The sequence below is a fragment of the Pseudomonas sp. BRM28 genome (assembly GCF_002939405.1).
Classification (GTDB): domain Bacteria; phylum Pseudomonadota; class Gammaproteobacteria; order Pseudomonadales; family Pseudomonadaceae; genus Aquipseudomonas; species Aquipseudomonas palmensis.
In genome coordinates this window covers 773,791-800,788 of the sequence record NZ_PEFV01000001.1, presented here as the reverse complement: position 1 = coordinate 800,788, position 26,998 = coordinate 773,791, and the positions used below count along the sequence as shown (strand labels likewise).

The 26,998-nt window shown below is 64.9% G+C and carries 27 protein-coding genes; 16 read left to right on the top strand and 11 right to left on the bottom strand.

Annotated elements, in window-relative coordinates; translation table 11 throughout:
- Positions 1-2 precede the first annotated feature (2 nt).
- Both CR917_RS03815 and CR917_RS03810 read left to right on the top strand, forming a co-directional pair.
- The gene (locus tag CR917_RS03815; RefSeq protein WP_043863878.1) at positions 3-479 is read left to right on the top strand and encodes an Lrp/AsnC family transcriptional regulator; all 477 of its coding nucleotides are present in this window, start codon (positions 3-5) and stop codon (positions 477-479) included.
- 55 nt (positions 480-534) lie between these two features.
- Positions 535-738: a DUF2788 domain-containing protein gene (locus tag CR917_RS03810; RefSeq protein ID WP_043863879.1), complete on the top strand. Its 204-nt coding sequence runs from the start codon at positions 535-537 to the stop codon at positions 736-738.
- Here the strand turns inward: CR917_RS03810 and CR917_RS03805 are convergent.
- The 4 genes from CR917_RS03805 to CR917_RS03790 all read right to left on the bottom strand — a co-directional run bounded on the left by CR917_RS03805 (position 735) and on the right by CR917_RS03790 (position 6,628).
- Positions 735-1,364, bottom strand: a complete 630-nt coding sequence (locus CR917_RS03805; RefSeq protein ID WP_043863880.1) for a pseudouridine synthase — start codon at positions 1,362-1,364, stop codon at positions 735-737. The genes CR917_RS03810 and CR917_RS03805 overlap by 4 nt on opposite strands.
- Before the next feature lie 6 nt (positions 1,365-1,370).
- Positions 1,371-2,843 (bottom strand): AMP nucleosidase, encoded by a 1,473-nt coding sequence (gene amn, locus CR917_RS03800; protein ID WP_043863881.1) that lies wholly within the window; start codon positions 2,841-2,843, stop codon positions 1,371-1,373.
- Positions 2,844-2,912: 69 nt separating this feature from the next.
- The gene (locus CR917_RS03795; protein ID WP_104571900.1) at positions 2,913-4,565 is read right to left on the bottom strand and encodes an acyl-CoA dehydrogenase family protein; all 1,653 of its coding nucleotides are present in this window, start codon (positions 4,563-4,565) and stop codon (positions 2,913-2,915) included.
- A gap of 74 nt (positions 4,566-4,639) precedes the next feature.
- Entirely contained in the window at positions 4,640-6,628 is a 1,989-nt protein-coding gene (locus CR917_RS03790; protein ID WP_104573138.1) for a sensor histidine kinase, read from the bottom strand.
- Positions 6,629-6,889: 261 nt separating this feature from the next.
- On the opposite strand from CR917_RS03790, the gene CR917_RS03785 reads away from it, so the two are divergent.
- The 4 genes from CR917_RS03785 to CR917_RS03770 all read left to right on the top strand — a co-directional run bounded on the left by CR917_RS03785 (position 6,890) and on the right by CR917_RS03770 (position 10,349).
- Positions 6,890-7,687 carry a hydroxymethylpyrimidine/phosphomethylpyrimidine kinase gene (locus tag CR917_RS03785; protein ID WP_054916370.1) on the top strand — a complete coding sequence of 266 codons (798 nt, stop codon included), beginning with the start codon at positions 6,890-6,892 and terminating at the stop codon, positions 7,685-7,687.
- A gap of 23 nt (positions 7,688-7,710) precedes the next feature.
- On the top strand, positions 7,711-8,337 hold the full coding sequence (thiE, locus tag CR917_RS03780; protein WP_104571899.1) for a thiamine phosphate synthase: 627 nt from the start codon (positions 7,711-7,713) through the stop codon (positions 8,335-8,337).
- Positions 8,338-8,348: 11 nt separating this feature from the next.
- Complete coding sequence (hemL, locus tag CR917_RS03775) at positions 8,349-9,629, top strand: glutamate-1-semialdehyde 2,1-aminomutase (RefSeq protein ID WP_104571898.1); 1,281 nt, start codon at positions 8,349-8,351, stop codon at positions 9,627-9,629.
- A gap of 171 nt (positions 9,630-9,800) precedes the next feature.
- Entirely contained in the window at positions 9,801-10,349 is a 549-nt protein-coding gene (locus CR917_RS03770) for a tetratricopeptide repeat protein (protein ID WP_043863885.1), read from the top strand.
- 8 nt (positions 10,350-10,357) lie between these two features.
- On the opposite strand, the gene CR917_RS03765 is transcribed toward CR917_RS03770, so the two are convergent.
- Positions 10,358-10,684 carry a DUF1820 family protein gene (locus CR917_RS03765; protein ID WP_043863886.1) on the bottom strand — a complete coding sequence of 109 codons (327 nt, stop codon included), beginning with the start codon at positions 10,682-10,684 and terminating at the stop codon, positions 10,358-10,360.
- Between the two features lie 129 nt (positions 10,685-10,813).
- Between CR917_RS03765 and miaB the strand changes: the two genes are divergently transcribed.
- The 5 genes from miaB (at position 10,814) to lnt (ending at position 16,124) form a co-directional block, all read left to right on the top strand.
- Positions 10,814-12,142 (top strand): tRNA (N6-isopentenyl adenosine(37)-C2)-methylthiotransferase MiaB, encoded by a 1,329-nt coding sequence (gene miaB / locus CR917_RS03760; protein WP_043863887.1) that lies wholly within the window; start codon positions 10,814-10,816, stop codon positions 12,140-12,142.
- 122 nt (positions 12,143-12,264) lie between these two features.
- Positions 12,265-13,266: a PhoH family protein gene (locus tag CR917_RS03755; protein ID WP_043863888.1), complete on the top strand. Its 1,002-nt coding sequence runs from the start codon at positions 12,265-12,267 to the stop codon at positions 13,264-13,266.
- Positions 13,259-13,753, top strand: coding sequence for an rRNA maturation RNase YbeY (gene ybeY, locus CR917_RS03750; RefSeq protein ID WP_043863889.1), 495 nt, complete (start codon positions 13,259-13,261; stop codon positions 13,751-13,753). The genes CR917_RS03755 and ybeY overlap by 8 nt, the downstream gene beginning before the upstream one ends.
- Before the next feature lie 5 nt (positions 13,754-13,758).
- Positions 13,759-14,598 carry an HlyC/CorC family transporter gene (locus tag CR917_RS03745; RefSeq protein ID WP_043863890.1) on the top strand — a complete coding sequence of 280 codons (840 nt, stop codon included), beginning with the start codon at positions 13,759-13,761 and terminating at the stop codon, positions 14,596-14,598.
- A gap of 8 nt (positions 14,599-14,606) precedes the next feature.
- Entirely contained in the window at positions 14,607-16,124 is a 1,518-nt protein-coding gene (gene lnt / locus CR917_RS03740) for an apolipoprotein N-acyltransferase (protein ID WP_043863891.1), read from the top strand.
- Here lnt and CR917_RS03735 read toward each other — a convergent pair.
- Together CR917_RS03735 and CR917_RS03730 are read right to left on the bottom strand one after the other, a co-directional pair.
- Positions 16,121-16,882 (bottom strand): YdcF family protein, encoded by a 762-nt coding sequence (locus CR917_RS03735; protein WP_078481382.1) that lies wholly within the window; start codon positions 16,880-16,882, stop codon positions 16,121-16,123. The genes lnt and CR917_RS03735 overlap by 4 nt on opposite strands.
- Positions 16,883-17,016: 134 nt before the next feature.
- Positions 17,017-17,334 carry a hypothetical protein gene (locus tag CR917_RS03730; RefSeq protein ID WP_104571897.1) on the bottom strand — a complete coding sequence of 106 codons (318 nt, stop codon included), beginning with the start codon at positions 17,332-17,334 and terminating at the stop codon, positions 17,017-17,019.
- 237 nt (positions 17,335-17,571) lie between these two features.
- Here CR917_RS03730 and leuS point away from each other — a divergent pair, with 237 nt between their 5' ends.
- The 5 genes from leuS (at position 17,572) to CR917_RS03705 (ending at position 23,602) form a co-directional block, all read left to right on the top strand.
- A complete protein-coding gene (gene leuS / locus CR917_RS03725) occupies positions 17,572-20,178 on the top strand; it encodes a leucine--tRNA ligase (RefSeq protein WP_054916346.1) in 2,607 nt (868 codons plus the stop codon).
- Between the two features lie 58 nt (positions 20,179-20,236).
- Positions 20,237-20,842 carry an LPS assembly lipoprotein LptE gene (gene lptE / locus CR917_RS03720; RefSeq protein WP_104571896.1) on the top strand — a complete coding sequence of 202 codons (606 nt, stop codon included), beginning with the start codon at positions 20,237-20,239 and terminating at the stop codon, positions 20,840-20,842.
- Between the two features lie 39 nt (positions 20,843-20,881).
- Complete coding sequence (holA, locus tag CR917_RS03715; RefSeq protein WP_058540594.1) at positions 20,882-21,919, top strand: DNA polymerase III subunit delta; 1,038 nt, start codon at positions 20,882-20,884, stop codon at positions 21,917-21,919.
- A gap of 140 nt (positions 21,920-22,059) precedes the next feature.
- Complete coding sequence (gene arfA, locus CR917_RS03710) at positions 22,060-22,224, top strand: alternative ribosome rescue factor ArfA (RefSeq protein WP_104571895.1); 165 nt, start codon at positions 22,060-22,062, stop codon at positions 22,222-22,224.
- 61 nt (positions 22,225-22,285) lie between these two features.
- Positions 22,286-23,602: a lytic murein transglycosylase gene (locus tag CR917_RS03705; RefSeq protein WP_104571894.1), complete on the top strand. Its 1,317-nt coding sequence runs from the start codon at positions 22,286-22,288 to the stop codon at positions 23,600-23,602.
- A 136-nt stretch (positions 23,603-23,738) separates the two neighbouring features.
- Here CR917_RS03705 and lipA read toward each other — a convergent pair whose 3' ends face one another.
- From lipA to CR917_RS03685, 4 genes are all read right to left on the bottom strand, one after another.
- A complete protein-coding gene (gene lipA / locus CR917_RS03700; RefSeq protein ID WP_043863898.1) occupies positions 23,739-24,761 on the bottom strand; it encodes a lipoyl synthase in 1,023 nt (340 codons plus the stop codon).
- A gap of 2 nt (positions 24,762-24,763) precedes the next feature.
- Positions 24,764-25,411: a lipoyl(octanoyl) transferase LipB gene (lipB, locus tag CR917_RS03695; RefSeq protein ID WP_043863899.1), complete on the bottom strand. Its 648-nt coding sequence runs from the start codon at positions 25,409-25,411 to the stop codon at positions 24,764-24,766.
- A complete protein-coding gene (locus CR917_RS03690; protein WP_043863900.1) occupies positions 25,411-25,686 on the bottom strand; it encodes a DUF493 domain-containing protein in 276 nt (91 codons plus the stop codon). Before CR917_RS03690 ends, lipB begins: the two co-directional genes overlap by 1 nt.
- Positions 25,687-25,762: 76 nt before the next feature.
- Positions 25,763-26,923: a D-alanyl-D-alanine carboxypeptidase family protein gene (locus tag CR917_RS03685; RefSeq protein ID WP_043863901.1), complete on the bottom strand. Its 1,161-nt coding sequence runs from the start codon at positions 26,921-26,923 to the stop codon at positions 25,763-25,765.
- Between the last annotated feature and the right edge of the window lie 75 nt (positions 26,924-26,998).

The window sequence follows — 26,998 nt, the reverse complement described above, 5'->3', positions numbered from 1 at the left end:
TCATGAGCAAGCTCGACCGATACGACCTGAGCATTCTTGCCGAACTGCAGCGCGATGCGCGCATCTCCAACCAGGAACTGGCCGAACGGATCGGCCTGTCGCCCTCGCCCTGCTCGCGGCGGGTAAAGCAACTGGAGGACGATGGCTACATCTCGCGCCAGGTCGCCCTGCTCGACCGCAAGAAGCTGGGCCTGAGCCTCACCGCCTACGTGCTGATCGGCATGGACCGACACACCCCCGAGCGCTTCGAAACCTTCGAGGCCGCCATCCGCAGCCTGCCCCAGGTGCTGGAGTGCAGCCTGGTCACGGGCATGGATGCCGACTACCAGCTCAAGGTAGTGGTGCCAGACATGGACCACTACCAGAAGCTGCTGCTCGGCCACCTGACCCGCATCGAAGGCGTCACCAGCGTGCGTTCGAGCTTCGTGCTCAACCAGGTGCTGGCCAGCACCGAGCTGCCCCTTACGCACCTGCGTTAGTCAGCGCTGCGGGCCGGGCGTATAATCGCGCGCTTCAACCTGGCGGAGAAGATCGATGGATCCTGCGTTGTTCGAAGAATGGATGATGACCATCCTGGTCACCATTCTGATTGGTTTCATGGGTTTCATCGTCTGGGACCTGGCGAAAAAATCCAAGGCTGGCAAGTTCGGCACCTTCATCCTGTTTTTCGTGCTGGGCCTGGGCATTCTCGCCTTCGTCATCAAGAGCGTGGTCATCGGCTTCATCGAAGGCGTCTAGCGCCGCGCCGGCACCTCGCGCCAGCAGCCCTGGTCCAGCCCATCCAGGCTCCAGTCGCCGATCCGCACGCGCACCAGGCGCAGGGTCGGCAAGCCTACCGCCGCGGTCATGCGTCGCACCTGGCGGTTGCGCCCTTCCTTGATCACCAACTCCAGCCAGGCGGTCGGCACGCTCTTGCGAAAGCGTACCGGCGGGTTGCGCGGCCACAGTTGCGGCTCTTCCAGATGACGCGCCTGGGCCGGCAAGGTCATGCCGTCATTCAGTTGCACACCCTCGCGCAAGCGCTGCAGCTGCTCCTCGGTCGGCTCGCCCTCCACCTGTACCCAGTACGTCTTGGGCAACTTGTGCCTGGGGTCGGCAATGCGCGCCTGCAACTGGCCGTCATTGGTCAGCAGCAACAACCCTTCGCTGTCGCGATCCAGGCGCCCGGCCGGGTATACGCCCGGTACATCGATGAAGTCCTTGAGGGTGGCGCGGCCCTCGCCGTCGCTGAACTGGGTCAGCACGTCGAAGGGCTTGTTGAACAGGAGCAGGCGCGGCGCGGCCGGCGGCGCCTTGGCCTGGCGACGCGGGCCGGCGGGTTTGGCCGCGGCAGGCCGCGGCTTGGAACGGGGGGGTAACGGCATGGGGCCTCAGCGGAACGGCGGCTCGTCGAAACTGCGCAGTTTACGCGAGTGCAGCGAGTTCAGTTCGGTGCGTAGCAGGTCGAGCGCCGCAATACCTATCTTCAGGTGCTGGCTGACCGCCCGGTTGTAGAAGGCGTTGGCCGCCCCCGGCAGCTTGATCTCGCTGTGCAGCGGCTTGTCGGACACGCACAGCAAGGTGCCGTAGGGCACGCGCAGGCGGTAGCCCTGGGCGGCGATGGTGCCGCTTTCCATGTCCACTGCCACAGCCCGCGACAGGTTGATCAATGGGCGCTCCTGGGCCCAGCGCAGCTCCCAGTTGCGGTCGTCGTAGGTCAGCACGGTGCCGGTGCGCAGGCGCTTTTTCAGCTCGTCGCCACGTTCGCCGGTCACCTGCGCCGCCGCTTCCTGCAACGCCAACTGCACCTCGGCCAGGGCCGGGATCGGGATGTTGGGCGGCAGCACACGGTCCAGGATGCCGTCGCGGCGCATGTAGGCGTGGGCCAGCACGTAGTCGCCGATGGTCTGGGATTGGCGCAGGCCGCCGCAGTGGCCGATCATCAGCCAGCAGTGCGGGCGCAGCACCGCCAGATGGTCGGTGATGTTCTTGGCGTTGGACGGGCCCACGCCGATATTGACCAGGGTGATGCCATGGCCGTCGGCAGCAATCAGGTGATACGCCGGCATCTGGTAGCGGTGCCACACCACCCCGGCCACCAGCGCCTGTGCCTCGCCATTGTCCATGGCCTTTTCGATCACCACGTTGCCCGGCAGCACCATGCGCACGAAGCGCGGGTCTTGGCGCAGTTGCTCCAGGCCGTGGGTGATGAACTGGTCGACATAGCGGTGGTAGTTGGTGAGCAGGATCCATGGCTGCACATGCCGCCAGTCGCTGCCGGTGTAATGCACCAGCCGGCGCAGCGAGAAATCGACCCGCGCCGCGTCGAACAGCGCCAGCGGCAGCGGGTCGACGTTGGCCCAGTCGTACAGCCCGTCGGCGATGCCGTCGGTGGCCGCCGACAGGTCGGTGCTGGGGAACACCCGCGCCAGCGCCGCAGCGGTGATGCCGGTGCCGGCCAGTTCATCGCCCTGCTCGACCACATAGGGGTAGGGAATGTTCTGCTCGCTCAGCCCCACTTCGACCGTCACGGTAAAGTCGCGCATCAAGGGCCCGAGCTGCTCCAGCAGGTAGCCGCGAAACGCGGCCGGCTGGGTCACGGTGATGCTGTAGGTGCCCGGCAACTGAACCTTGGCGTAGGCCCGGGTGATCACCGGTACGTCACCCTGATACTGGTAGGTCAGGCGCAGTTCGGGGTAACGAAACTGTGCGCGCTCGGCCGCATTGGGCTCGGTGCGGTCCTTGAGGTAGCGCTTGAGCGCCTGGCTCAGTGCGGCGGTGGCGGATTCGTGCAAGGCGGCCAACTGGTCGACGGCTTGCTCGGCGGTTTCCACGACAACGAAGGTTTCATCGGTACGGCTCACAATGTACTTCCTGTCTGTCTGACATGCATGGGCCCATCTTGCCTATATCCGCCGGCAAAGGCACGCACGTTAGAGCGGCCAGTTCGGTGTGGCCCGCTGCACCAGCGCCGCCACGTCCGCCCCGCGCGGCAACGTGCCGTAGACCCGGCCGCTGCCGGACAGCCGGCTGCCGATGAAGGCGTCACTGACCGCCGCATTGCCGGCCTCCAGCAACAGCTTGGCCTGCACCGCCAGGGCGATGTCCTCGGTGAGCTGGCGGGCGCGGTACTGGATGTCGCCGGTATCGGCGAAGGCCGCCTTGAGGTTGCCGATGTGTGCGGCCAGACGCGGGTCGCCATGGCCATCGCCCAGCTCCGCAAACAGCGTGTCCAGTACACCGGGCTCCTTGGACAGGGCACGCAACACGTCCAGGCACTGCACGTTGCCCGAGCCTTCCCAGGTCGAGTTGACCGGGGCCTCGCGGTACAGCCGGGGCAGGATGCTCTCTTCCACGTAACCGGCGCCGCCCATGCATTCGGCGGCCTCGTTGATCATGGCCGGCGCGCGCTTGCAGATCCAGTACTTGCCCACCGCCGTCATCAGCCGCGCAAAGCGCGCCTGGTGCGGGTCGTCGGGCTGGTCCAGCGCATGCCCCATGCGCAGGCTCAGGGCCAGCGCCGCCTCGCTTTCCAGGGCCAGGTCGGCGAGCACGTTCTGCATCAATGGCTGCTCGGCCAGCACCCGGCCCCCGACCGTGCGGTGGGCGCAGTGGTGCGCGGCCTGGGTCAGGGCCTGGCGCATCAGCGCGCTGGAGCCGACCATGCAGTCGAAACGGGTCATGGCCACCATCTCGATGATGGTCGGCACGCCACGGCCTTCCTCGCCGATCATCCAGGCCAGGGCGCCGCGAAACTCCACCTCGCTGGACGCGTTCGAACAGTTGCCCAGCTTGTTCTTCAGGCGCTGGATATAGAACTGGTTGCGCGTGTCGTCCGGGCGATGGCGCGGCAGCAAAAAGCAGCTCAGGCCCTTGTCGGTCTGTGCCAGGGTCAGGAACGCGTCGCACATCGGTGCCGAACAGAACCACTTGTGGCCCACCAGCTCGTAGGCCTGGCCCGGCCCCGGCGCGCCCACCGGGTAGGCCCGGGTGGTATTGGCACGCACATCGGTACCGCCCTGCTTCTCGGTCATGGCCATGCCCAGCGTAACCCCCACCTTGTGCCGGTCGCCGACATTGCGCGGGTCGTAGGCGGTGGCCAGCACCTTGCGTACCCAGTACTCGGCCAGGTCCGGTTGCAGCCTGAGCGCCGGCACCGCGGCAAAGGTCATGGTCAGCGGGCAGCCGCTACCGGCTTCGGCCTGGCTGTGTAGGTAGGTCATCGAGGCACGGGCCACATGCGCGCCGGCACGCGGCTCGGCCCAAGGCAGCGAGGGCAGGCCATGCTCGATGGCAGTCCGCATCAGCTCATGGTAGGCCGGGTGAAACTCCACCAGATCGATCCGATGCCCATAACGGTCATGGCTGCTGAACTGCGGCTTGTTCTGGTTGGCCAGAAAGCCTGCGGCCATCAGCGGCCCACCGGCCAGCGCGCCGTAGGCATCGATACGTGCCTCGGCCCAGCCTGCGCCGTAATGGCGCGACCATTGCTGCAGCGGCAGGTCGAGGCGATACAGATTGGCGCCGTCGAGGCTGGGCGGCTGGTTGGTGACTTCGTGGGTTTCGGCGTACTGGTGCAGGTTCATCGGGGGCTCCTGGCAGATCCGGACGTGACCCCAGTGAATCACGCCCCGCCCCCGGCTCAAAGTGACAAAAACGCCTAATCAGCCGCGATTTGCCCCGATCTGGGCGCCCCGGAAAACCCGCTGGGCACCCGGGCCGTCAAGGTCAGTTCGAAGCAACTGCCCTCGCCCGGGCTCGACTGATGGCTCAGCTGTGCGTCGATCAACAGCGCCAACTTGCGACAGATCGACAGGCCAATGCCCAGGCCGCCGTACTCGCGGGTCATCGACCCATCGACCTGGAAGAAACGCTGGTAGGGCGCTGCCTCGTCCAGGCAGTGAAAGCCGATACCGCTGTCGCGCACACTGAAGGTCAGGCTCGCCTGATCGACGCCCATGGGCGTGGCCCGCACCTTGAGCAGCACGCCGCCGCGATGGGTGAACTTGAGCCCGTTGTCGAGCAGGTAGCTCAGGCACATGGCCAGCTTGCGCCGGTCGCCGTGGATCACGTCCGGCAGATCCATGCCCGGGTCCAGGTTGAAGAACAGGCCCTTTTCCTGGGCCTTGGGCAGAAAGCGCACGCGCAGTTCGTGAAGCAATCCATGCACGCTGAACAGCTCGGTCTGCACCTGCAGGCGACCGGCCTTGAGCTCGGTGAGAATCAGGATGTCGTCGACCATGCGCATCATGTTCTGCGCGGCAGCGTTGGCGGTGTGCTGGTAGGGGGTACGCTCCTGCTCGCTGGTGGCCATCTGCATCAGTTCCAGCGAGCCGATCACACCGTTCATGGGGGTGCGCAGCTCATGGGTAACGGTGGCCAGGAACTCGTCCTTGAGGCGATTGCTGCGCGCCAGCTGCAGGTTGGCCTGCTCCAGGGTCAGCCCGGCCTCACGCAGCGTGCGCGCCTGTTCTTCGCGCATGCTGTTGATGCGGTCGGCCAGGGCCAGCGACAGCAGCCCCACCTCCAGCGCCGAACCGATCTGGCTGGCATACATGGTCAGGAACACATTGGGCAGGTAGCCCAGCACCATCAGGGTGTTGACCAGCCCGCCGAGCAAAAAGGCCGACCAGGCGATGATGAAGTAGCGTGCCACGCGCATGCCGCGCCACCAGGCAAACAGCCCGGCGGCGAAGATGCTCACCGTGAACAGCAGCGCCAGCGCGGTAGCCAGGCGCAGGGCGATCCCGTAGTCCTGCGCCAGCGACATCACCATCACCAGCACCGAACAGGCCATCAGCCCCTGCAGGAAGCGGTCGAAGGCGCGGCTGTGGCTGGCCATCTGCAGAAAACTGCGCGCGAACTGGCAAGCGAACAGGCCCGCGGCGCCGATGAACAACGGGGTGGCGGCGTTGGCCCACCACGGGTGGTCCGGCCAGAAGTACGCCACCCCGGCGCCATTGACCGAGACCTGGTACAGGCCGAACGAGGCGATGTAGAGGATGTAGTAGAGGTAGCTCCTGTCGCGCACACTGATGAAGATGAACAGGTTGTACACCAGCATCCCCAGCAGCACGCCGTAGATCAGCCCCAGCACATACAGCCGCGTGGGCTGCGCCTCCAGGTACGCATCGCTCGACCACAACGTCAGCGGCGCCTGTACCGAACCCTCGCTGTGCAGGCGCAGGTACAAAGTGGTCGCCTGGCCGGGGGCGAACGGCAGATTGAACAGGTAGTTGTTCTGGCGGATCTGGCGGCTGGCGTAGGGCAAGGCATCCCCGGTGCGCTGCGCCAGGTAGTAGTGCCCGGCGGCATCGGGCAGGTAGAGTTCCAGGTAATCGAGTGGCGGGTAGGCCAGCTCCAGCAGCCAGTGACGTGGCGCCGCCTGGGCCGTGGCGGTGTAGCGCAGGTCGAGCCTGATCCAGAAGACCGAGGTCGAATAGCCGGCGTTGAGCACGTCGGCCTGGTGCGGCTCGAACCGGCTGGCGAAGTCCGGCGAGCTCACCTGGGCGATGCTGGCGCTGCCATCGGGGTCTTCATACACCTGCATCAGGCGGCCCAGCGGCAACTGCCGGGTGGTGTCGTCGAAATCGGCAGCGCTGGCCAACAGTGGCAAACAGCACAGCAAGAAAGTCAGCAAATTACGCATACAGCCCCGGCGTGGCATGTGCAGTCGCGTCGCGTTGGCCTCCTGTCCGTTTGAGGCGACGAAATCCGACAGTACCTGTTATCGATTGGCGAGCACTCTAGCATAGGTTCCCGGCGCTTCCAGCGGTGTTGTTTCAATTCAATTCAGAGGCTCTATCTCGCGGCTTTCAGCCTATATCAGAGAAGCAATCTGACCTGTCGATCAAAAACACCGCCTGCCTGGAAGACCCGCCAAAAGCGTTTGGTGGTAAGCTCGCGCACCATGAATACCTACAGCTCCCGCCCCGTTGTCCTCTGTCTCTCCGGCCACGACCCCAGTGGCGGCGCCGGCTTGCAGGCAGATATCGAAGCCCTGATCGCTCAAGGTTGTCACGCCGCCCCGGCCGTCACCGCCCTGACCGTGCAGAATACCGTCAATGTCAGTGACTTCCGCGTGCTCGACCGCGAGTGGGTGCTGGCCCAGGCCAATGCCGTGCTGACCGACTCGACCGTCGCGGCGGTGAAGCTTGGCATGCTTGGCTCGCTGGCCATGGTCGACACCATCGTCGAACTGCTCAGCGCCCACCCGCACCTGCCGCTGGTGTGCGACCCGGTGCTGCGCGCCGGTGGCGGTGGTCGCCTGGGCAAGGACGAGGTCGGCTACGCCATGCGCGAACGCCTGCTGCCGCTGGCCACCATTGCCACGCCCAACCTGCCCGAGGCCCGCATCCTGGCCGAACTGCCCGAAGGCAGTGCCGATGAATGCGCCGAAAAACTGCTGCCATTCGTCAAGCACCTGCTGATCACCGGCGGCCACGGCGACGAACACGAAATTCACAACCGCCTGTACAGCCGCGACGGCGAGCACCACACCTGGACCTGCCAGCGCCTGCCGGGCGACTACCATGGCTCGGGCTGCACCCTGGCCAGCGCCCTGGCCGGACGCCTGGCCCTGGGCGAGCAGTTGCACAGCGCGGTACGCTCGGCGCTGGACTACACCTGGCGCACCCTGCGTGACGCCGAAAAACTCGGCCAGGGCCAGTACGTGCCACGCCGCCTGCCCCTGGATTTCTGTTCCTGACCGACCGCCCCGAGGCCTGCACGATGAAGTTACGTGGTTTGTATGCCATCACCGACAGCCAACTGTTGGCTGGCCGCTTTCTTGCCTACGTCGAAGCGGCCCTCGAAGGTGGCGTGACCCTGCTGCAATACCGCGACAAGAGCCAGGACCACGCACGTCGCCTGGGCGAGGCCGAAGCGCTCAAGGCCCTGTGCGAGCGCTACAACACCCGCCTGATCATCAATGACGATGCCGAGCTGGCCGCGCGCCTGGACGTCGGCGTGCACCTGGGCCAGACCGACGGCCCGCTGACCCCGGCGCGCACCCTGCTGGGGCGCAGCGCGATCATCGGCGCCACCTGTCACGCCCAGCTCAACCTGGCCGAGCAGGCGGCCCGCGAAGGCGCCGACTATGTCGCCTTCGGCCGCTTCTTCAACTCGGTCACCAAACCCGGCGCCCCGGCCTGCAACGTGCAACTGCTGGACGACGCCCGTGGCCGCATCAAATTGCCGATTGCCGTGATCGGCGGCATCACCCTGGACAACGCCGCACCGCTGGTCGCCCATGGCGCCGACCTGCTGGCGGTGATTCACGGCCTGTTCGGCGCCGACAGCACGGCCGAGGTCACTCGCCGCGCCCGCGCCTTCAACGCCCTGTTCGCATCTGCCTGAGAGAGCCCGACATGTCTCGTTCCGAAACCCTGTTTGCCAATGCCCAGAAGCACATCCCCGGTGGCGTGAACTCGCCCGTGCGTGCGTTCAAGAGCGTGGGCGGCACGCCGCTGTTCTTCAAGCACGCCGAAGGCGCCTATGTCACTGACGAAGACGACAAGCGCTATGTCGACTACGTCGGCTCGTGGGGCCCGATGATCCTCGGCCACAGCCACCCGGACGTGCTGGAGTCGGTGCGCAAGCAACTGGCCCACGGCCTGTCCTATGGCGCCCCGACCGCGATGGAAACCGAGATGGCCAATCTGGTCTGCTCGATCGTGCCGTCGATGGAAATGGTGCGCATGGTCAGCTCCGGCACCGAAGCGACCATGAGCGCGATCCGCCTGGCCCGTGGCTTCACCGGTCGCGACAGCATCATCAAGTTCGAAGGCTGCTACCACGGCCACTCCGACAGCCTGCTGGTCAAGGCCGGCTCCGGCCTGCTGACCCAGGGTGTGCCGAGCTCGGCCGGCGTGCCGGCGGCGTTCGCCAAGCACACCCTGACCCTGCCGTTCAACGATATCGACGCGGTAGCGAAGATGCTCGGTGAAGTCGGCCAGGACGTGGCGTGCATCATCGTCGAGCCGGTGGCCGGCAACATGAACTGCGTGCCACCGGCGCCGGGCTTCCTTGAAGGCCTGCGCAGCCTGTGCGACCAGCACGGCGTGGTGCTGATCTTCGACGAAGTGATGACCGGTTTCCGCGTGGCCCTGGGCGGCGCCCAGGCGCACTACGGGGTGACCCCGGATCTGTCGACCTTCGGCAAGATCGTCGGTGGCGGCATGCCGGTGGGCTGCTTCGGCGGCAAGCGCCACATCATGGAGCAGATCGCGCCGCTGGGCCCGGTGTACCAGGCCGGCACCCTGTCGGGCAACCCGCTGGCCATGGCCGCGGGCCTGACCACCCTCAAGCTGATCAGCCGTCCGGGCTTCCATGACGAGCTGAGCGCCTTCACCAGCCGCCTGCTCGATGGCCTGCAGCAGCGCGCCGATGCAGCCAGCGTGCCGTTCGTCACCACCCAGGCCGGTGGCATGTTCGGCCTGTACTTCAGCGGCGCCGACGACATCGTCACCTTCGACGACGTGATGGCCAGCGATGCCGAGCGCTTCAAGCGCTTCTTCCACCTGATGCTCGAAGGCGGCGTGTACCTGGCGCCGAGCGCATTCGAAGCCGGCTTCACCTCCATCGCCCACGGCGAGACCGAGCTGAAGATCACCCTGGATGCCGCCGAGCGGGCCTTCGCCAAGCTGTGAAACCGCTTCGCCGGCCTGGCCGGCAAAGACGCCAGAACAGCCACCGCAAGCCTCCCCGCCTTCCTCCCTCGGCAGAAAATCGAGTAAAGACTTTGTAAGGTGGGCGCTGCTTATCCCATAATGTGCCACCAGACACATTGGCCGCAGCTTTGCAGAGGTAAGTCGATCACCATGAACCGCGCCGGCCGCGCCCTCGCACTGGGCTGCCTGTTGCTACTTCAGCCCCTGCTGGCCACCGCAGGCGGTAACTCGTTGCTGATCCCGGCAGCAGGCCGCTGCACCCTCAATACGCCTGCCGACGAACTGCAACAGGCCCTGGCCAGCTGCCAGCAGGCCGCGCAGTCCGGCGATGCACAGGCGCAGTACGAGCTGGGCGAGTTCTATTACGACGGCAAGAACGCCCCGCAAGACCTGAACAAGGCACTCAACTATTTCGAGCAGGCCTCGCTGCAAGGCCACGCCGAAGCGCAATATCGCCTGGGCAGCATGTTCTTTCGCGGCGAAGGCGTCGCCGCCAACAACGTGCAGGCCTATATCGTGCTGAAGATGGCCGCGGTGAACGGCGCTGAAGACGCGCTGGACATGGCCGACGAAGTGTCGGCAAAAATGCAGCGCGACGAACTGGAGATGGCCACCCAGGTACTCGGCCAGATCTTTCGCAAGTACCTGCTGGAGCTGCAGACCGTCGACGGTCGCACCCCCTTCGCACCCCTTCCGTAACGCAGCTGTTACTTCTCGGGCATCGGCATCGGGAACGGCATCACGTTGCTGACGCCACGGGCTTCACTGACCTTCGGCGTGCCCAGGCGCTCGACCTCGTCGATGCGCACGATCGAATGCATGGGCACGAAGCTGCGCACCACACCCTCGAACTGAGCCTTGAGCTTCTCCTCGCTCGGGTCGACCACGACCTGAGTGCGCTCGCCGAACACGAATTCCTCGATCTCCAGAAAACCCCACAGGTCACTCTGGTAGATCTGTTTGGCGTACATCTCGAACACCTGGCCCTGGTTGAGAAAGATGACTTTGTAGATGGGAGCTTCGCGTTTGGTCATTGGGGGCTGGAACAGTCACAGGGGGAAATAAGCCGCAAACTATAACATAGCCGCCCGAACGACAGCGCTAGGAACCCTCGACCACGCGCCCTATAATGCGCGGTTCTTTGAATCACCTGATGATCACGCATGGCCAAGAAGCTCTATATCGAAACCCATGGCTGCCAGATGAACGAGTATGACAGCTCGCGCATGGTCGACCTGCTGGGTGAACATCAAGCGCTGGAGGTGACCGAGCGGGCCGAAGACGCCGACGTCATCCTGCTCAACACCTGCTCGATCCGCGAACGGGCCCAGGACCGCGTCTACTCCCAGCTCGGCCGCTGGCGCGAGCTCAAGGACGCCAAGCCCGACATGGTGATCGCCGTGGGCGGTTGCGTGGCCAGCCAGGAAGGTGATTCGATCCGCAAGCGCGCGCCCTATGTCGACGTGGTGTTCGGCCCGCAGACCCTGCACCGCCTGCCCGAGATGATCGACGCGGCGCGCACCACGCGCCTGCCGCAAGTCGACGTGTCGTTCCCCGAGATCGAGAAGTTCGACCACCTGCCCGAACCGCGTATCGACGGCCCCACCGCCTACGTGTCGGTGATGGAAGGCTGCAGCAAGTACTGCACCTTCTGCGTGGTGCCCTATACCCGCGGCGAAGAGGTCAGCCGCCCGTTCGACGACGTGCTGGCCGAGATCATCCACCTGGCCGAGAACGGCGTGCGTGAAGTCACCCTGCTGGGCCAGAACGTCAACGGCTACCGGGGCCAGACCCACGACGGTCGCGTGGCCGATCTCGCCGAGCTGATCCGGGTGGTGGCGGCCGTCGACGGCATCGACCGCATCCGCTACACCACCTCGCACCCGCTGGAGTTCTCCGACAGCCTGATCCAGGCACACGCCGAGGTGCCGGAGCTGGTCAAGCACCTGCACCTGCCGGTGCAGTCGGGCTCGGACCGCGTGCTGGCGGCGATGAAGCGCGGGCACACGGTGCTGGAGTACAAGTCCAAGCTGCGCAAGCTCAAGGCGGCGGTACCGGGCATCTGCATCAGTTCCGACTTCATCATCGGCTTCCCCGGCGAAACCGAGAAAGACTTCGAGAACACCATGAAGCTGGTGGCCGAGGTCGGCTTCGACTTCTCCTACTCGTTCATCTACAGCCCGCGTCCGGGCACCCCGGCCTCCGACCTGCCGGACGACACCCCCGAGGCGCTGAAGAAGGAACGCCTGGCTGCACTGCAGCACCGCCTGGACCACCAGGGCTTCGAGATCAGCCGACAGATGGTCGGCACCCTGCAGCGCATCCTGGTAACCGACTATTCGCGACGCGACCCGGGGCAGTTGCAGGGGCGCACGGAGAATAACCGTATCGTCAACTTCCGCTGCGACAATCCCACGCTGATCGGCCAGTTCGTCGACATCCACATCGACGATGCACGGCCACATTCGCTGTTCGGTTCGCTGGTGCAGTAAGGGCCTGCGCCGGGCCCGACGAGCGGCCCGGCGACCCTTGATCGTTTCAGCGCTTTCACCGTAGCGCGGGTGGGGTTATCCTTGAATTCATCCAAATTGCCGTAGGGCGGCTAAAAACGACCTTGAACGCACCCATAGAACCTCATCGCTTCATCCTCGAGCCCTTCGAGGCTCATCGCTTCGCCAACCTGTGCGGGCAGTTCGACGAGCACCTGCGCCTGATCGAACAGCGCCTGGCCATCGAGATCCGCAACCGCGGCAATCAGTTCGAACTGATCGGCGAACCCAAACTGACCTCCTCTGCCGAACAGCTGCTGCGCCGTCTCTATCGCGAGACCAAGGCCACCGAGCTGTCCCCGGAAATGGTCCACCTGTTCCTGCAGGAATCGGCCGTTGAAGCGCTGGAGAACCCGGCGGTCAACGAAGTCAGCGTTTCGCTGCGCACGCGCAAGGGCATGATTCGCCCACGCGGGCTCAATCAGCAGCGCTACGTGAAGGAAATCCTCGGCAACGACATCAACTTCGGTATCGGCCCTGCCGGTACCGGCAAGACCTACCTGGCCGTGGCCTGCGCGGTCGACGCGCTGGAGCGTGAACAGGTGCGTCGCATCCTGCTGGTACGCCCGGCAGTCGAGGCCGGCGAGAAGCTCGGCTTCCTGCCCGGCGACCTGGCCCAGAAGATCGACCCGTACCTGCGCCCGCTGTACGACGCCCTGTACGAGATGCTCGGCTTCGAACACGTGGCCAAACTGATCGAACGCCAGGTGATCGAGATCGCCCCGCTGGCCTACATGCGCGGCCGCACCCTGAACAACAGCTTCATCATCCTCGACGAGAGCCAGAACACCACCGTCGAGCAGATGAAGATGTTCCTCACCCGTATCGGCTTCGGTTCCACTGCCGTGATCACCGGTGACATCACCCAGGTCGACCTGCCGCGCGGCACCAAGTCGGGCCTGGCCCACGTCATCAGCGTGCTCAAGGACGTGCCGGGCATCAGCTTCACCCATTTCCAGCCCAAGGACGTCGTGCGCCACCCGTTGGTCCAGCGCATCGTCGAAGCCTACGAGCGCTTCGAGAATGCACAGGCGGGCCCGACCGAAGGCAAACCGCACGATGCTTGAGCTCGATCTGCAACTGGCCACCCAGGCAAGCGCCCCGAGTGAAGAACAGTTCCGCCAATGGTGCGCCCTGGCCCTGCGCCAGCGCAGTGCCGATTCTGAACTGACCATCCGCCTGGTCGACGAAGCCGAAGGTCGCGAGCTGAACCACACCTGGCGGCACAAGGACTACGCCACCAACGTGCTGTCCTTCCCGGCCGATGTGCCCGACGACCTGCTCGACATCCCGCTGCTGGGCGACCTGGTGATCTGCGTGGCGGTGGTGGAGCGCGAGGCCGCCGAGCAGGGCAAGGCCCTCGAAGCCCACTGGGCCCACCTGGTCATCCACGGTTGCCTGCACCTGCTGGGCTACGACCACATCGACGACGATGAGGCCGAGGAAATGGAAGCACTGGAACGAACGTTGCTTGCCGAACTGGGTCACCCCGACCCGTACGCCGACGACGAACACGACGCACCCCACACTGATATCTGCAAGGATCACGAGTAACCGCCATGAGCGAAGATCGATCGAGCAACGGGCAAAAGTCCTGGCTGGGCAAACTGACCCAGGCTTTTGCCCATGAGCCGAAAAACCGCCAGGAGCTCCTCGAGCTGCTGCGCGAAGCGCACCAGAACAAGCTGCTCGACAGCGAGGCCCTGACCATCGTCGAAGGTGCGATCCAGGTCGCCGACCTGCAGGTGCGCGACATCATGGTGCCGCGCTCGCAGATGATCAGCATCAAGGCGTCGCAGACCCCGCGCGAGTTCCTGCCGGCAGTGATCGACGCCGCGCATTCGCGCTACCCGGTGGTCGGCGAGAGCCACGACGACGTGCTTGGCGTATTGCTGGCCAAGGACCTGTTGCCATTGATCCTCAAGGAGAACGGCGACAGCTTCAACATCAAGGACCTGCTGCGCCCGGCCACCTTCGTGCCCGAGTCCAAGCGCCTGAACGTGCTGCTGCGCGAGTTTCGCGCCAACCACAACCACATGGCCATCGTCATCGACGAATACGGCGGCGTGGCGGGCCTGGTGACCATCGAGGACGTGCTGGAGCAGATCGTCGGCGACATCGAGGACGAGCATGACGTCGAGGAAGACAGCTACATCAAGCCGCTGCCCAGCGGCGACTTCCTGATCAAGGCCCTGACGCCGATCGAGAACTTCAATGCATTCTTCGACAGCGAGTTCTCCGACGACGAGTTCGACACCGTCGGCGGCCTGGTCATGAGCGCCTTCGGCCACCTGCCCAAGCGCAACGAAACCACCGAGATCGGCCCGTACCGCTTTCGCATCCTCAATGCCGACAGCCGCCGGATTCACCTGCTGCGCCTGACCCCCATCACCCGTTAAGGACAACCATGCGCTGGATCACCCGCCCCGGCTGGCCCGGTAACCTGCTGGCCGTGGCGGCCGGCGCCCTCACCCCGCTGAGCCTGGCCCCATTCGACATCTGGTCGCTATCGCTGCTGTCGCTGGCGCTGTTCTACCTGGGCCTGCGCGAGCTGAGCCCGCGCCAGGCGCTGTGGCGCGGCTGGTGCTACGGCTTCGGCCTGTTCGGTGCTGGCACCTGGTGGATCTACGTCAGCATCCACGACTACGGCGGCGCCTCGGCGCTGCTGGCCGGCGGCCTGATGCTGCTGTTCTTCGCCGCCATCGCGTGGTTTTTCGCCCTGCCGGCCTGGCTGTGGGCGCGCTGGCTGCGCCGCCCTGAAGCACCGCTGGCCGACGCGCTGTGCTTTGCCGCCCTGTGGGTGGGCCAGGAGGCGTTCCGCGGCTGGTTTCTCACCGGTTTCCCGTGGCTCTATGCCGGCTACAGTCAGCTGGACGGTCCGCTGGCGGGCCTGGCCCCGCTGGGCGGCATGTGGCTGGTGTCCTTCACCCTGGCCCTGACCGCCGCCCTGCTGTGCAACCTGCACCGCCTGCGCGAGCGCAAGGGCTTCATGGCCATCGGCGCGCTACTGCTGTTCGCCCCGTGGATCATCGGCCTGGCACTCAAGGGCCATGCCTGGACCGTGCCTTCGGGCGAGCCGCTGAAGGTCGCGGCAATCCAGGGCAACATCGAGCAGGAACTGAAGTGGGACCCCGAGCAGCTCAACCGGCAACTGGCGCTGTACCGCGACATGAGCTTCAGTTCCCGGCCCGTGGACCTGATCGTGTGGCCCGAAACCGCAGTGCCGGTGCTCAAGGAGCAGGCCCAGGGCTACCTGGACATGATGGGCAGCTTCGCCACTGACCGGCATTCGGCGCTGATCACGGGTGTGCCGGTACGTGAGGTGGTGCACCAGCAGCGGCGCTACTACAACGGCATCACCGTGGTCGGCGAGGGTGACGGCACCTACCTCAAGCAGAAGCTGGTGCCCTTTGGCGAGTACGTGCCCCTGCAGGACATGCTGCGTGGCCTGATCGCCTTCTTCGACCTGCCGATGTCGGACTTCGCCCGCGGCCCCGAAGACCAGGCCATGCTGCAGGCCAAGGGCTACCACCTGGCGCCGATGATCTGCTACGAAGTGGTCTACCCGGAACTGGCCGCCAGCCTTGCCGCCAAGAGCGACATCCTGCTGACCATCAGCAACGACACCTGGTTCGGCAAGTCGATCGGCCCCATCCAGCACCTGCAGATGGCGCAGATGCGCGCCCTGGAAGCCGGGCGCTGGATGATCCGCGCCACCAACAACGGTGTCACCGGCCTGATCGACCCGTTCGGCAAGATCACCGCGCAGATTCCGCAGTTCGAACGCGGCATCCTCTACGGTGAAGTGGTGCCGATGCAGAAACTCACGCCCTACCTGCACTGGCGCTCCTGGCCGCTGACCCTCCTGTGCCTGGGCCTGTTCGGCTGGGCCCTGCTGGCCAGCCGCATTGCCAAGACGGTCTAGTAGAACAGGCGATAACCCAGCAGGCCGACTGCTTCGTTGAGCAGTTGGCCGCTCTGCCACATGGCGCGGCTCTCGGGCATCCAGCCGCCGAACGGGCGTGCATAGGCATGCCCCAGATAGCCAACCGGCGCCGCCACCACGTCGAACCCCGCCTGTTCGAAACTCCACACCGAACGCGGCATGTGCCAGGCCTGGGTGACCACCACCACACGCTTCACGCCCTGCGGCAACAGCAGCGCGGCGCTCATCTGGGCGTTCTCCCAGGTGGTACGGCTCTGCTCTTCGAGCCAGCGTACCGGCACATCGAAATCGCGCTGCAACGAATCGGCCATCAATCGCGCCTCGCTCGGCGGCGTACCGTAGTGCAGCCCACCGCTGGTCAACAGCGGCAGGCCGCTGGCCTTGGCCAGTTGCGCCGCGTAGCGCATACGCTCCAGTGCCACGCCGGTGGGCTGGTCGGCGCCACCCCAGGCCGGATCACCGCGCTCGCGCCCGGCGCCCAGCACCACGATCACGTCGGCCTGGCCGGCCAGCGCCTGCCACTGCTGCGTCGCAAGCGGCGGCACACGCTCCAGCTGGCGCGCCGCGAACTCCACCACCACCGGCAGGCTCATCAGCCACAGCCCGCCCAGGCCGGCGATGAAACACAACAGCGAGGTACGCGGCCAGGACCGGCGCAGCCACCACGCTGCCAGCAGCAGCAACAGCAGCACGCCGGGCGGCAGAATCAGTTGTTTGATGAAATAGCGAAATGGCATCAGGCACCTCCATGGATGCCCAAGGCTACAGACAAACGGCGCCTGGCAACAATGCCGCCAGGCGCCGATCAATGGGAATCATGGTGCCAGTGACGCACTCCGCCTGCGCCTGATTGTGCCCGGCAACTGCCTATCTATTTGCAGTGCAGCTTTCCGGGCTTTGCCGTGTGGGTGGAACGCGCCGTCTGCTTGAGCCAGACGACCTTGGCCCTGGACGGCGGCTGCGCTTGCTGCATCGCTTCGGCACGACCCGGCGCACCCTCCGGCAACGACGCCAGATAGGCCCTGATCACGTCGAATTCGGCGCGGCTCAGGCCACGCAGTTCCAGTTCGGCAGGCATTTCATCACGCAATCGAGCGGCCGTACGGGCGACATCCAGGGCAAGCCCCAGGCGATCGAGCAACCGCTCGTAAATCTCCGGCTTCAGTGGTTCCAGCTGCGACTCTCCCATCCGTTCACCTCATTGAAGATAAGATTCATCTCCCCCCACACGTCAGCTTAGCGGCACTCCCAAAACCAGCCCGTTGCCGCGACCAACGGAACGCCAGCCGATCCGGTGCAATCAGGGTTTCCCACGATGGACGGGGGTCATGTATGCTACGGCGTTCACTCTTGACACCGGATTGCCGGGCACAACGGTTTTGAACCAGCCTGGATAAGGTCTCCCATTTCTCAGCGCAAAGTAGCCATGCACGAACTCTATCAGCCCCGCGAAATCGAAGCCGCCGCCCAGTCTTACTGGAACGAGCATCACTCTTTTGACGTCAGTGAACAGCCAGGCAAGGACACCTACTACTGCCTGTCGATGTTCCCTTACCCAAGCGGCAAGCTACACATGGGGCACGTGCGCAACTACACCATCGGCGACGTGATCGCGCGCTACCAGCGCATGCTCGGCAAGAACGTCCTGCAGCCAATGGGCTGGGACGCCTTCGGCATGCCGGCGGAAAACGCCGCGATGAAGAACAACGTGGCACCGGCCAAGTGGACCTACGAAAACATCGATTACATGAAGACCCAGCTCAAGAGCCTGGGCCTGGCGATCGACTGGACCCGCGAGATCACCACCTGCAAGCCGGACTACTACCGCTGGGAGCAGTGGCTGTTCACCCGCCTGTTCGAAAAGGGCGTGATCTACCGCAAGAACGGCACCGTGAACTGGGACCCGGCTGACCAGACCGTACTGGCCAACGAGCAGGTCATCGACGGCCGTGGCTGGCGTTCCGGCGCGCTGATCGAAAAGCGCGAAATCCCGATGTACTACTTCAAGATCACCGCCTACGCCGACGAGCTGCTGGAAAGCCTCGACGAGCTGCCGGGCTGGCCTGAACAGGTCAAGACCATGCAGCGCAACTGGATCGGCAAGTCGCGCGGCATGGAAGTGCAGTTCCCCTACGACCAGGCCAGCATCGGCGAAGCGGGCACGCTGAAAGTCTTCACCACCCGCCCCGACACCCTGATGGGCGCCACCTATGTGGCAGTGGCCGCAGAGCACCCGCTGGCGACCCTCGCAGCCAAGGGCAACCCTGAGCTGCAGGCGTTCATCGACGAGTGCAAGAGCGGCAGCGTTGCCGAAGCCGACGTCGCCACCCAGGAGAAGAAGGGCCTGGCCACTTCGCTGCTGGTCGAGCACCCGCTGACCGGCGAGAAGCTCCCGGTGTGGGTCGCCAACTACGTGCTGATGCACTACGGCGACGGCGCAGTCATGGCCGTACCGGCCCACGACGAACGCGACTTCGAGTTCGCCACCAAGTACAAGCTGCCGATCAAGACCGTGGTGCGCACCAGTGCCGGCGATCAAGTGGGCAGCGAATGGCAGGCCGCCTACAACGAGCACGGCCAGCTGATCAACTCCGGCGCGTTCGACGGCCTGGACTTCCCCGGCGCCTTCGATGCCATCGAAGCCGCCCTGATCACCAAGGGTCTGGGCCAATCCCGCACCCAGTTCCGCCTGCGCGACTGGGGCATCAGCCGCCAGCGCTACTGGGGCTGCCCGATCCCGATCATCCATTGCGACGCCTGTGGCGACGTACCGGTGCCGGAAGACCAACTGCCGGTCATCCTGCCGGAGAACGTGGTTCCGGACGGCGCCGGCTCGCCGCTGGCGCGCCTGCCTGAATTCTACGAATGCAGCTGCCCGAAATGCGGCCAGCCGGCCAAGCGCGAAACCGACACCATGGACACCTTCGTCGAGTCGTCCTGGTACTTCGCCCGTTATGCCTCGCCCAACTACGACCAGGGCCTGGTCGACCCCAAAGCGGCCAACCACTGGCTGCCGGTCGATCAATACATCGGCGGTATCGAGCACGCGATCCTGCACCTGCTGTACGCACGCTTCTTCCACAAGCTGATGCGCGACGAAGGGCTGGTCACCTCCAACGAGCCGTTCAAGAACCTGCTGACCCAGGGCATGGTCGTGGCCGACACCTACTACCGTGTCGCCAGCAACGGCGGCCAGGACTGGTTCAACCCGGCCGACGTCGAAGTCGAGCTGGATGCCAAGGGCAAGGCCATCAGTGCGCGCCTGAAGACCGACGGCCTGCCGGTGATCATCGGTGGCACCGAGAAGATGTCCAAGTCCAAGAACAACGGCGTCGACCCGCAATCGATGATCGAAGCCTACGGTGCCGACACCTGCCGCCTGTTCATGATGTTCGCTTCGCCGCCCGACATGAGCCTGGAATGGTCCGACTCCGGCGTCGAGGGTGCCAACCGCTTCCTGCGCCGCGTCTGGCGCCTGGCCCAGGCCCACGTTGGCCAGGGCCTGCCGGGCAAGCTGGAGCTGGGCAACCTGAACGACGCACAGAAGCTGGTACGCCGTGCCACCCATTCGGCGATCCGCCAGGCCAGCATCGACGTGGGCCAGCACAACAAGTTCAACACCGCCATCGCCCAGGTGATGACCCTGATGAACGTGCTGGAAAAGGCCTCGCAAGCCACCGACCTGGACCGCGCACTGATCCAGGAAGGCCTGGAGACCGTGGCCCTGATACTGGCGCCGATCACCCCGCACATCAGCCACGAGTTGTGGCAGCGCCTGGGCCACACCCAGGCCATCATCGATGCCGGCTGGCCGGCGGTCGACGAAAGCGCGCTGGTGCAGGACACCCTCGAACTGGTCATCCAGGTCAACGGCAAGCTGCGCGGGCACATCGAAATGCCGGCCGGCGCCAGCCGTGAAGAAATCGAGGCCGCTGCGCGCAGCAACGAGAACGTGCTGCGTTTCACCGAAGGCCTGAGCATCCGCAAGGTCATCGTGGTACCCGGCAAGCTGGTCAATATCGTCGCCAACTGAGAGCAACGGGCGCCTTGATGGCGCCCGCACCGCCTACAAGGTTCAAGGGAGCAACAAGATGATCAAACGCAATCTGCTGGTGATGGGCCTGGCGGTCCTGCTCAGCGCCTGCGGTTTCCAGCTGCGCGGCACCGGTGTCACCGAGCTGAGCCTCAAGGAAATCGACCTGAGCGCGCGCAATGCCTATGGCGAAACCGTGACCCAGCTGCGCCAGGTACTGCAAACCAGCGGCGTCAACGTGCACACAGGTGCGCCGTACAAGCTGATCCTGACCAACGAACAGGAAAACCAGCGCGCGGCCAGCTATGCCGGCGCCGGCCGTTCGGTGGAGTACGAGCTGACCACCGAGCTTAGCTACGAAATCAAGGGCCTGGACAACCTGAGCCTGCTGAACGACAAGATCGAAGTGCAGAAGGTCTACGTGCACGACAGCAACAACCTGACCGGTTCCGATCAGGAAGCCGGCCAGATCCGTGACGAGATTCGTCGCGAGCTGGTACAGCGCATGGTGCTGCGCCTGCAGCAACTGACCCCCGAGCAGCTCGAAAGCCTGCAACAGCAGGCCGATGAGCGGGCCAAGGCCGAAGCCCAGGCGCTTGAAGCTGCACGCCGTGCCCAGGATGCAACCCCCCAGCAATCGCCGCTGGAACTGCCGGCCAACTGAGCCTGAACGGGGCGCTTCGGCGCCCCGTCTATCTGTCCTATGAAGCTCACACCTGCCCAACTGCCCAAACACCTGCAAGGCAACCTCGCACCGGTCTACGTGATCAGTGGCGACGACCCGTTGCTGTGCCAGGAAGCCGCAGATGCGGTGCGCCTGGCGGCTCGCCAGCAAGGGTTCGACGAACGCCAGGTGTTCAGCGCCGATGCCAACTTCGACTGGGGCACCCTGCTGCAGGCCGGTGCCAGCCTGTCGCTGTTCGCGCAAAAGCGTGTGCTGGAGCTGCGCCTGCCATCGGGCAAGCCCGGCGACAAGGGCGCGGCGGCACTGATCGAGTACTGTGCGCGCCCAGCCGACGACACCCTGCTGCTGGTCAGCCTGCCCAAGCTTGATGGCAGCGCGCAGAAGACCAAGTGGGGCAAGGCCCTGATCGAAGGCCAGCAGGTGCAGTTCGTGCAGATCTGGCCGGTCGACACCCAGCAGCTGCCGCAATGGATCAACCAGCGCCTGGCCCAGGCCGGGCTCTCGGCCCAGCGTGATGCGGTGGAGCTGATCGCCGCACGGGTCGAAGGCAACCTGCTGGCCGCAGCGCAGGAGATCGAAAAGCTCAAGCTGCTGGCCGACGGCAACACGATCACCGTGGAAACCGTGCAGGCAGCAGTGGCCGACAGTGCACGTTTCGACGTGTTTGGCCTGGTCGATGCGATCCTCAACGGCGAGGCCGCGCATGCGCTGCGCATGCTCGAGGGGCTGCGCGGCGAAGGGGTCGAGCCACCGGTGATCCTCTGGGCACTGGCGCGCGAGCTGCGTGTACTGGCCGGCCTGGCCCAGCAGTTCGCCCAGGGCGTGCCGCTGGACAAGGCGTTCAGCCAGGCTCGCCCGCCAGTGTGGGACAAGCGCAAGCCGTTGATGAGCAAGGCCCTGCAGCGTTACTCGGCGCAACGCTGGGCGCAGCTGCTGCAGGATGCCCAGCGCATCGATGCGCAGATAAAGGGCCAGGCCCAGGGCTCGCCCTGGGTGAGCCTGTCGCGGCTGTCGCTGTTGATGGCGGGGCAGCGGCTGGCATTGCCTGCCGAGTAACCCCCAACTGACGGTCAGCACCGCCGAAGCTTCTGGGGGGCCGCTGCGCAGCCCATCGCCGGCAATGCCGGCTCTGCCCTTGCCTGCGAGGGGTTCAGCGCCTATATTGCGCCCACACCCATCTGAGCAGGACCTCTGCCATGAGCAAAAAGCCCGCAAAGCACCGGCCCAACAAGGCCAAATCGATCATCGCCCAGCCCTTGTTCCGCAGCCGTCAGGAACCCGCCGGCAAAGGCAAAGGCAGCTACCACCGCGAAGCCTTCCAATCGAGAGATTGGGAGGCTTCTCACTTTTTGGCCGCATGAAAGCAAGAAACCCACAGGCATGATATGGTCGTCACCTGACCTGAAATACCTGGACCCATGCATGCCCTTATGCCCCTCCCGTCGCCGGCAACTTCGCCAGCTGACCGCAGCTTCCAGCCTTATCCTGCTCGTCGCCTGTGCCGAGCAACCTACCGTCGCCGACACCCTGCCCCTGGCTCCCGCGCAACCTGCCCCGGTGGTCACCCTGCCCACCCCGAACACCGACGCCAGCCCGGAAATCCAGCCCCTGCAGACCTTTGCCCAATGGCAAGCCGGCTTTCGTCAGCAGGCCCTGCAGGCCGGCATCACCCCGGCCACCTTCGACCGCGCGTTCATCGGCATCACCCCCGACATGGACGTGATCAAGGCCGACCGCAGCCAACCCGAATTCACCCGGCCGGTGTGGGAATACCTCGAGGGCGCGCTGTCGCCCCTGCGCGTTCGCAACGGCAAGAAGCTGCTCGACCAGCATGCCGTCCTGCTCAGCCAGCTGGAGCAACGCTATGGCGTGGACCGCAGCGTACTGGTGTCGGTATGGGGCATGGAGAGCAACTTCGGCCAGTTCCAGGGCAGCAAGTCGGTGATCCGCTCCCTGGCCACCCTGGCCTATGAAGGACGCCGCCCGGCATTTGCCCAGGCGCAGCTGATCGCGGCCCTGCAGATCCTGCAGAACGGCGATATCCAGCCCAAGGCCATGCTGGGTTCGTGGGCCGGCGCAATGGGCCAGACCCAGTTCATTCCGACCACCTACAACACCCACGCCGTGGACTTCGACGGCGACGGTCGCCGCGACATCTGGAAGAGCTCGGCCGATGCGCTGGCCTCCACCGCGCACTACCTGCAAAGCTCCGGCTGGAAACGTGGCGAGCCCTGGGGCTTCGAAGTCCAGGTGCCAGGCAGCTTCGACTACTGGCTGGCCGATGGCAGCCTGCGCAAGAGCGTGGCCGAGTGGCAGCAACTGGGTGTGACCCTGCCAGCCGGTGCCCGTGCCCCGGCCGGTACCGAACAGCTCTCGGCCGCCCTGCTGCTGCCGGCGGGCGCCCGTGGCCCGGCATTTCTGGTGCTGGACAACTTCCGCGCGATCCTCAAGTACAATAACTCGTCGTCCTATGCGCTGGCCGTAAGCCTGCTGGCGGAACGCTTCGACAACTCGGGCTTCATTCGCGGGTCGTGGCCCAAGGATGACCTGCCGCTGAGCCGCAGCGAGCGGATCGAGCTGCAGCAACTGCTCAGCGCCAACAATTATGACGCGGGCACCGCAGACGGGATCATCGGCGCCAACACGCGCAAGGCCATCCGCAGTGCGCAGCAGGCGCAGGGCTGGCCGGCCGATGGCTACCCGACGCACAAGTTGCTGGAAAGCCTGCGCAAGCGCTGACAGCGCGACGGCAGGGCCGGCTCCCACAGCCTGTAGGAGCCGGCCCTGCCGGCGAAGAAGCCAGTGAAGCCATCAACAAAAAGGCCCCCGTACCATCGCTGGTACGGGGGCCTTTTTTCAGCCAGTCACACGCCGGTCACAGCTTGATCTTGGCCTCGTGCGCCTGTTGGTCGGCATGGTACGACGAACGCACCAGCGGGCCCGAGGCGACGTTCTTGAAGCCCATCTTGTAGCCTTCCTCGGCGAACCAGGCGAAGGTGTCCGGGTGCACGAAACGCTGCACCGGCAAGTGGCTGCGCGATGGCTGCAGGTACTGGCCCAGGGTCAGCATGTCGATGTTGTGCTCGCGCATGCGATGCATCACCTCGATCACTTCCTCGTCGGTCTCGCCCAGGCCCAGCATCAGGCCGGACTTGGTCGGTACGTGCGGCACCAGCTCCTTGAACTTCTGCAGCAGGGTCAGCGACCACTGGTAGTCCGAACCCGGACGCGCGGCCTTGTACAGGCGCGGCACGGTTTCCAGGTTGTGGTTGAACACATCCGGCGGCTCTTGCGCCGTGATCGCCAGTGCCACGTCCATGCGTCCGCGGTAGTCCGGCACCAGGGTTTCCAGCTGCACGCCCGGCGACAGCTTGCGGATCTCGCGCAGGCAGTCGGCAAAGTGCTGGGCACCGCCGTCACGCAGGTCGTCGCGGTCCACCGAGGTGATCACCACGTACTTCAGGCGCAGGTCGGCGATGGCCACGGCCAGGTTCATCGGCTCGTCGACATCCAGCGCTTTGGGCCGGCCGTGGCCGACGTCGCAGAACGGGCAGCGACGGGTGCAGATGTCACCCATGATCATGAAGGTGGCGGTGCCGCCCGAGAAGCACTCGCCCAGGTTCGGGCAGGAAGCCTCTTCGCACACGCTGTGCAGCTTGTGCTTGCGCAGCAATTGCTTGATGCGGTCGACTTCCGGCGACACCGGGATGCGCACGCGGATCCAGTCAGGTTTTTTCGGCAGTTCCTCGGTCGGGATGATCTTGACCGGGATACGTGCAACCTTTTCGGCGCCACGCAGCTTGACGCCAGCTTCGACCTTGGGCCGTGGGGCCGGGCGCGCGCTGACGTCCTGAGTGGGAATAAGGGTTTGCTGCGGTTCTTGCACAACAGTATTCATATTCAGTCGATTCCGCCCGCAAGGGTCGTCTGCTCAGCATAGTCGAGGTGCTTGACCAGCTGCCCGCGCAGCCTTGCCCTTACCTCGGTGAGTTCGATCGGGCCTGCCTGATCGCGCAGCTGGGTCATGGCCAGCCCCGCATACCCGCAGGGGTTAATCCGGCGGAATGGCGCAAGGTCCATGTCCACGTTCAAGGCAAGGCCATGGAAAGAACAGCCATTGCGAATGCGCAAGCCGAGGGAGGCGATCTTCGCCCCGTCGACGTAGACGCCAGGCGCGTCGGGCTTGGCCGCCGCCTCGACGCCATAACTGCCCAGCAGCTCGATCAGGCAGCGCTCCATGCGGCTGACCAGGTCACGCACGCCAAAGCCCAGGCGGCGTACATCGAGCAACAGGTAGGCCACCAGCTGACCCGGTCCATGGTAGGTCACCTGGCCACCGCGGTCGGTCTGCACCACCGGGATATCTCCCGGCAGCAGCAGGTGCTCGGCCTTGCCGGCCTGGCCCTGGGTGAACACCGGCGGGTGTTCAACCAGCCACACTTCATCGGCCGTGCCCGGGCCACGCTGGTCGGTGAACCGACGCATGGCCTCGAGCACGGCCGTGTAAGGTAGCAGGCCGAGGTCGCGAAAGCCGAGGCTGGCCGACATCAGAGCACCATTTTCACGATTCCGGTCGCGCGCAGGGCACTGTTGATGTTCTGCAACTGGTCTTCACTGGTGGCAATGATGTGCAGCTGCACCGTGGTGTACTTGCCTTCCTTGCTCTGGCGCTCGGCCAGGGTCTTGAGGTCGACCTCGGCGTATTTCTTGAGAATCTCGATCACCGTGTCCCTGAAATGGACCACGGTGTCGCCGATTATCTTGATCGGGTAATCGGCGCAGGGGAATTCGATCTTGTGCGACTTGACGTCTGGTTCGGTCATGGCAGTAACGGCCTCGTAAGCCGTGGCAACAACAATGCCCCCGCGTGAGTGTGCGGGGGCATGGCAGGTCACGATATCAGTTGAACAGCCCGTAGAAGAATAGCCGAATGCTATCCCACGCACGACGCAGGAAACCACCTTCCTCCACGTCGTCCAGCGCGATCAGGTCGGCGCTGTGTACCACATTGTCATCCAGTTTGACTTCCACTTTACCGATCACGTCACCTTTGGCGATGGGCGCGGTCAGCTGCGGGTTCATGGTCATGCTTGCAGCCAGCTTCTTCAATTGGCCTTTAGGCAAAGTCATGCTCAGGTCTTCGGCAAGACCTGCCTTGACCTGGGCTGTCTTGCCCTTCCACACCGGCGCCTGGGCCAGTTCGGTGCCCTTCTGGTAGAAGGTCTGGGTCTCGAAGAAGCGGAAACCGTAGGTCAGCAGCTTCTGGGTTTCGGCAGCGCGCGATTGCTCGCTGTTGGTACCGAACACCACGGCGATCAGGCGCATGCCGTCACGTACTGCCGAGGACACCATGCAGTAGCCCGCCTCGTCGGTGTGGCCGGTCTTCAGGCCGTCGACGGTCTTGTCGCGCCACAGCAGCAGGTTGCGGTTGGGCTGCTTGATGTTGTTCCAGAAGAATTCCTTCTGCGAGTAGATCGCGTAGTGCGCCGGATCCTCGTGGATGATCGCCCGTGCCAGCACCGCCATGTCGTGCGCCGAGGAGTAGTGCTCGGGGTTCGGCAGGCCGGTGGGGTTCATGAAGTGGCTGTTGCTCATGCCCAGGTCGGTGGCAGTCTTGTTCATCATGTCGGCGAAGGCGTCTTCACTGCCGGCAATGTGCTCGGCCAGGGCGACGCTGGCGTCGTTGCCCGACTGGATGATGATGCCGTGCAGCAGGTCGCTGACGCTGACCTGGGTGCCGACCTTGATGAACATGCGCGAACCGCCGGTACGCCAGGCGTTTTCGCTGACGGTGACCGGATCGTTCTCGCCGATCTGCCCGCGACGGATGTCCAGGGTGGCGATGTAGGCGGTCATCAGCTTGGTCAGGCTCGCCGGAGGCAGGCGCTGGTCGCCATTGTTCTCGACCAGGATGTTGCCGCTGGAGGCTTCCATGAGCACGTAGGACTTGGCTGCCAGTTGCGGCGGCGACGGCATCATCTGCTCTGCCGCGAAAGCGGCAGGAGCGATCATCAGCGGTACAAGCAGGCAAAGGCGTTTGGCAAAGCTGGTTATGTTCATCCGTCTCTCGAAATGGCTATTGGGCTCATGCCCTCGCGGGCAAAACGTATTCCAGGCGCTGGGCCTGGCGAGCAA

Coding starts and splice junctions, on each gene's coding strand:
- CR917_RS03815 (WP_043863878.1), top strand. CDS start 3: ATGAGCAAGCTCGACCGATACGACCTGAGCATTCTTGCCGAACTGCAG.
- CR917_RS03810 (WP_043863879.1), top strand. CDS start 535: ATGGATCCTGCGTTGTTCGAAGAATGGATGATGACCATCCTGGTCACC.
- CR917_RS03805 (WP_043863880.1), bottom strand. CDS start 1,364: ATGCCGTTACCCCCCCGTTCCAAGCCGCGGCCTGCCGCGGCCAAACCC.
- CR917_RS03795 (WP_104571900.1), bottom strand. CDS start 4,565: ATGAACCTGCACCAGTACGCCGAAACCCACGAAGTCACCAACCAGCCG.
- CR917_RS03790 (WP_104573138.1), bottom strand. CDS start 6,628: ATGCGTAATTTGCTGACTTTCTTGCTGTGCTGTTTGCCACTGTTGGCC.
- CR917_RS03785 (WP_054916370.1), top strand. CDS start 6,890: ATGAATACCTACAGCTCCCGCCCCGTTGTCCTCTGTCTCTCCGGCCAC.
- thiE (WP_104571899.1), top strand. CDS start 7,711: ATGAAGTTACGTGGTTTGTATGCCATCACCGACAGCCAACTGTTGGCT.
- hemL (WP_104571898.1), top strand. CDS start 8,349: ATGTCTCGTTCCGAAACCCTGTTTGCCAATGCCCAGAAGCACATCCCC.
- CR917_RS03770 (WP_043863885.1), top strand. CDS start 9,801: ATGAACCGCGCCGGCCGCGCCCTCGCACTGGGCTGCCTGTTGCTACTT.
- CR917_RS03765 (WP_043863886.1), bottom strand. CDS start 10,684: ATGACCAAACGCGAAGCTCCCATCTACAAAGTCATCTTTCTCAACCAG.
- miaB (WP_043863887.1), top strand. CDS start 10,814: ATGGCCAAGAAGCTCTATATCGAAACCCATGGCTGCCAGATGAACGAG.
- ybeY (WP_043863889.1), top strand. CDS start 13,259: ATGCTTGAGCTCGATCTGCAACTGGCCACCCAGGCAAGCGCCCCGAGT.
- CR917_RS03745 (WP_043863890.1), top strand. CDS start 13,759: ATGAGCGAAGATCGATCGAGCAACGGGCAAAAGTCCTGGCTGGGCAAA.
- lnt (WP_043863891.1), top strand. CDS start 14,607: ATGCGCTGGATCACCCGCCCCGGCTGGCCCGGTAACCTGCTGGCCGTG.
- CR917_RS03735 (WP_078481382.1), bottom strand. CDS start 16,882: ATGCCATTTCGCTATTTCATCAAACAACTGATTCTGCCGCCCGGCGTG.
- CR917_RS03730 (WP_104571897.1), bottom strand. CDS start 17,334: ATGGGAGAGTCGCAGCTGGAACCACTGAAGCCGGAGATTTACGAGCGG.
- leuS (WP_054916346.1), top strand. CDS start 17,572: ATGCACGAACTCTATCAGCCCCGCGAAATCGAAGCCGCCGCCCAGTCT.
- lptE (WP_104571896.1), top strand. CDS start 20,237: ATGATCAAACGCAATCTGCTGGTGATGGGCCTGGCGGTCCTGCTCAGC.
- holA (WP_058540594.1), top strand. CDS start 20,882: ATGAAGCTCACACCTGCCCAACTGCCCAAACACCTGCAAGGCAACCTC.
- arfA (WP_104571895.1), top strand. CDS start 22,060: ATGAGCAAAAAGCCCGCAAAGCACCGGCCCAACAAGGCCAAATCGATC.
- CR917_RS03705 (WP_104571894.1), top strand. CDS start 22,286: ATGCCCTTATGCCCCTCCCGTCGCCGGCAACTTCGCCAGCTGACCGCA.
- lipA (WP_043863898.1), bottom strand. CDS start 24,761: ATGAATACTGTTGTGCAAGAACCGCAGCAAACCCTTATTCCCACTCAG.
- lipB (WP_043863899.1), bottom strand. CDS start 25,411: ATGTCGGCCAGCCTCGGCTTTCGCGACCTCGGCCTGCTACCTTACACG.
- CR917_RS03690 (WP_043863900.1), bottom strand. CDS start 25,686: ATGACCGAACCAGACGTCAAGTCGCACAAGATCGAATTCCCCTGCGCC.
- CR917_RS03685 (WP_043863901.1), bottom strand. CDS start 26,923: ATGAACATAACCAGCTTTGCCAAACGCCTTTGCCTGCTTGTACCGCTG.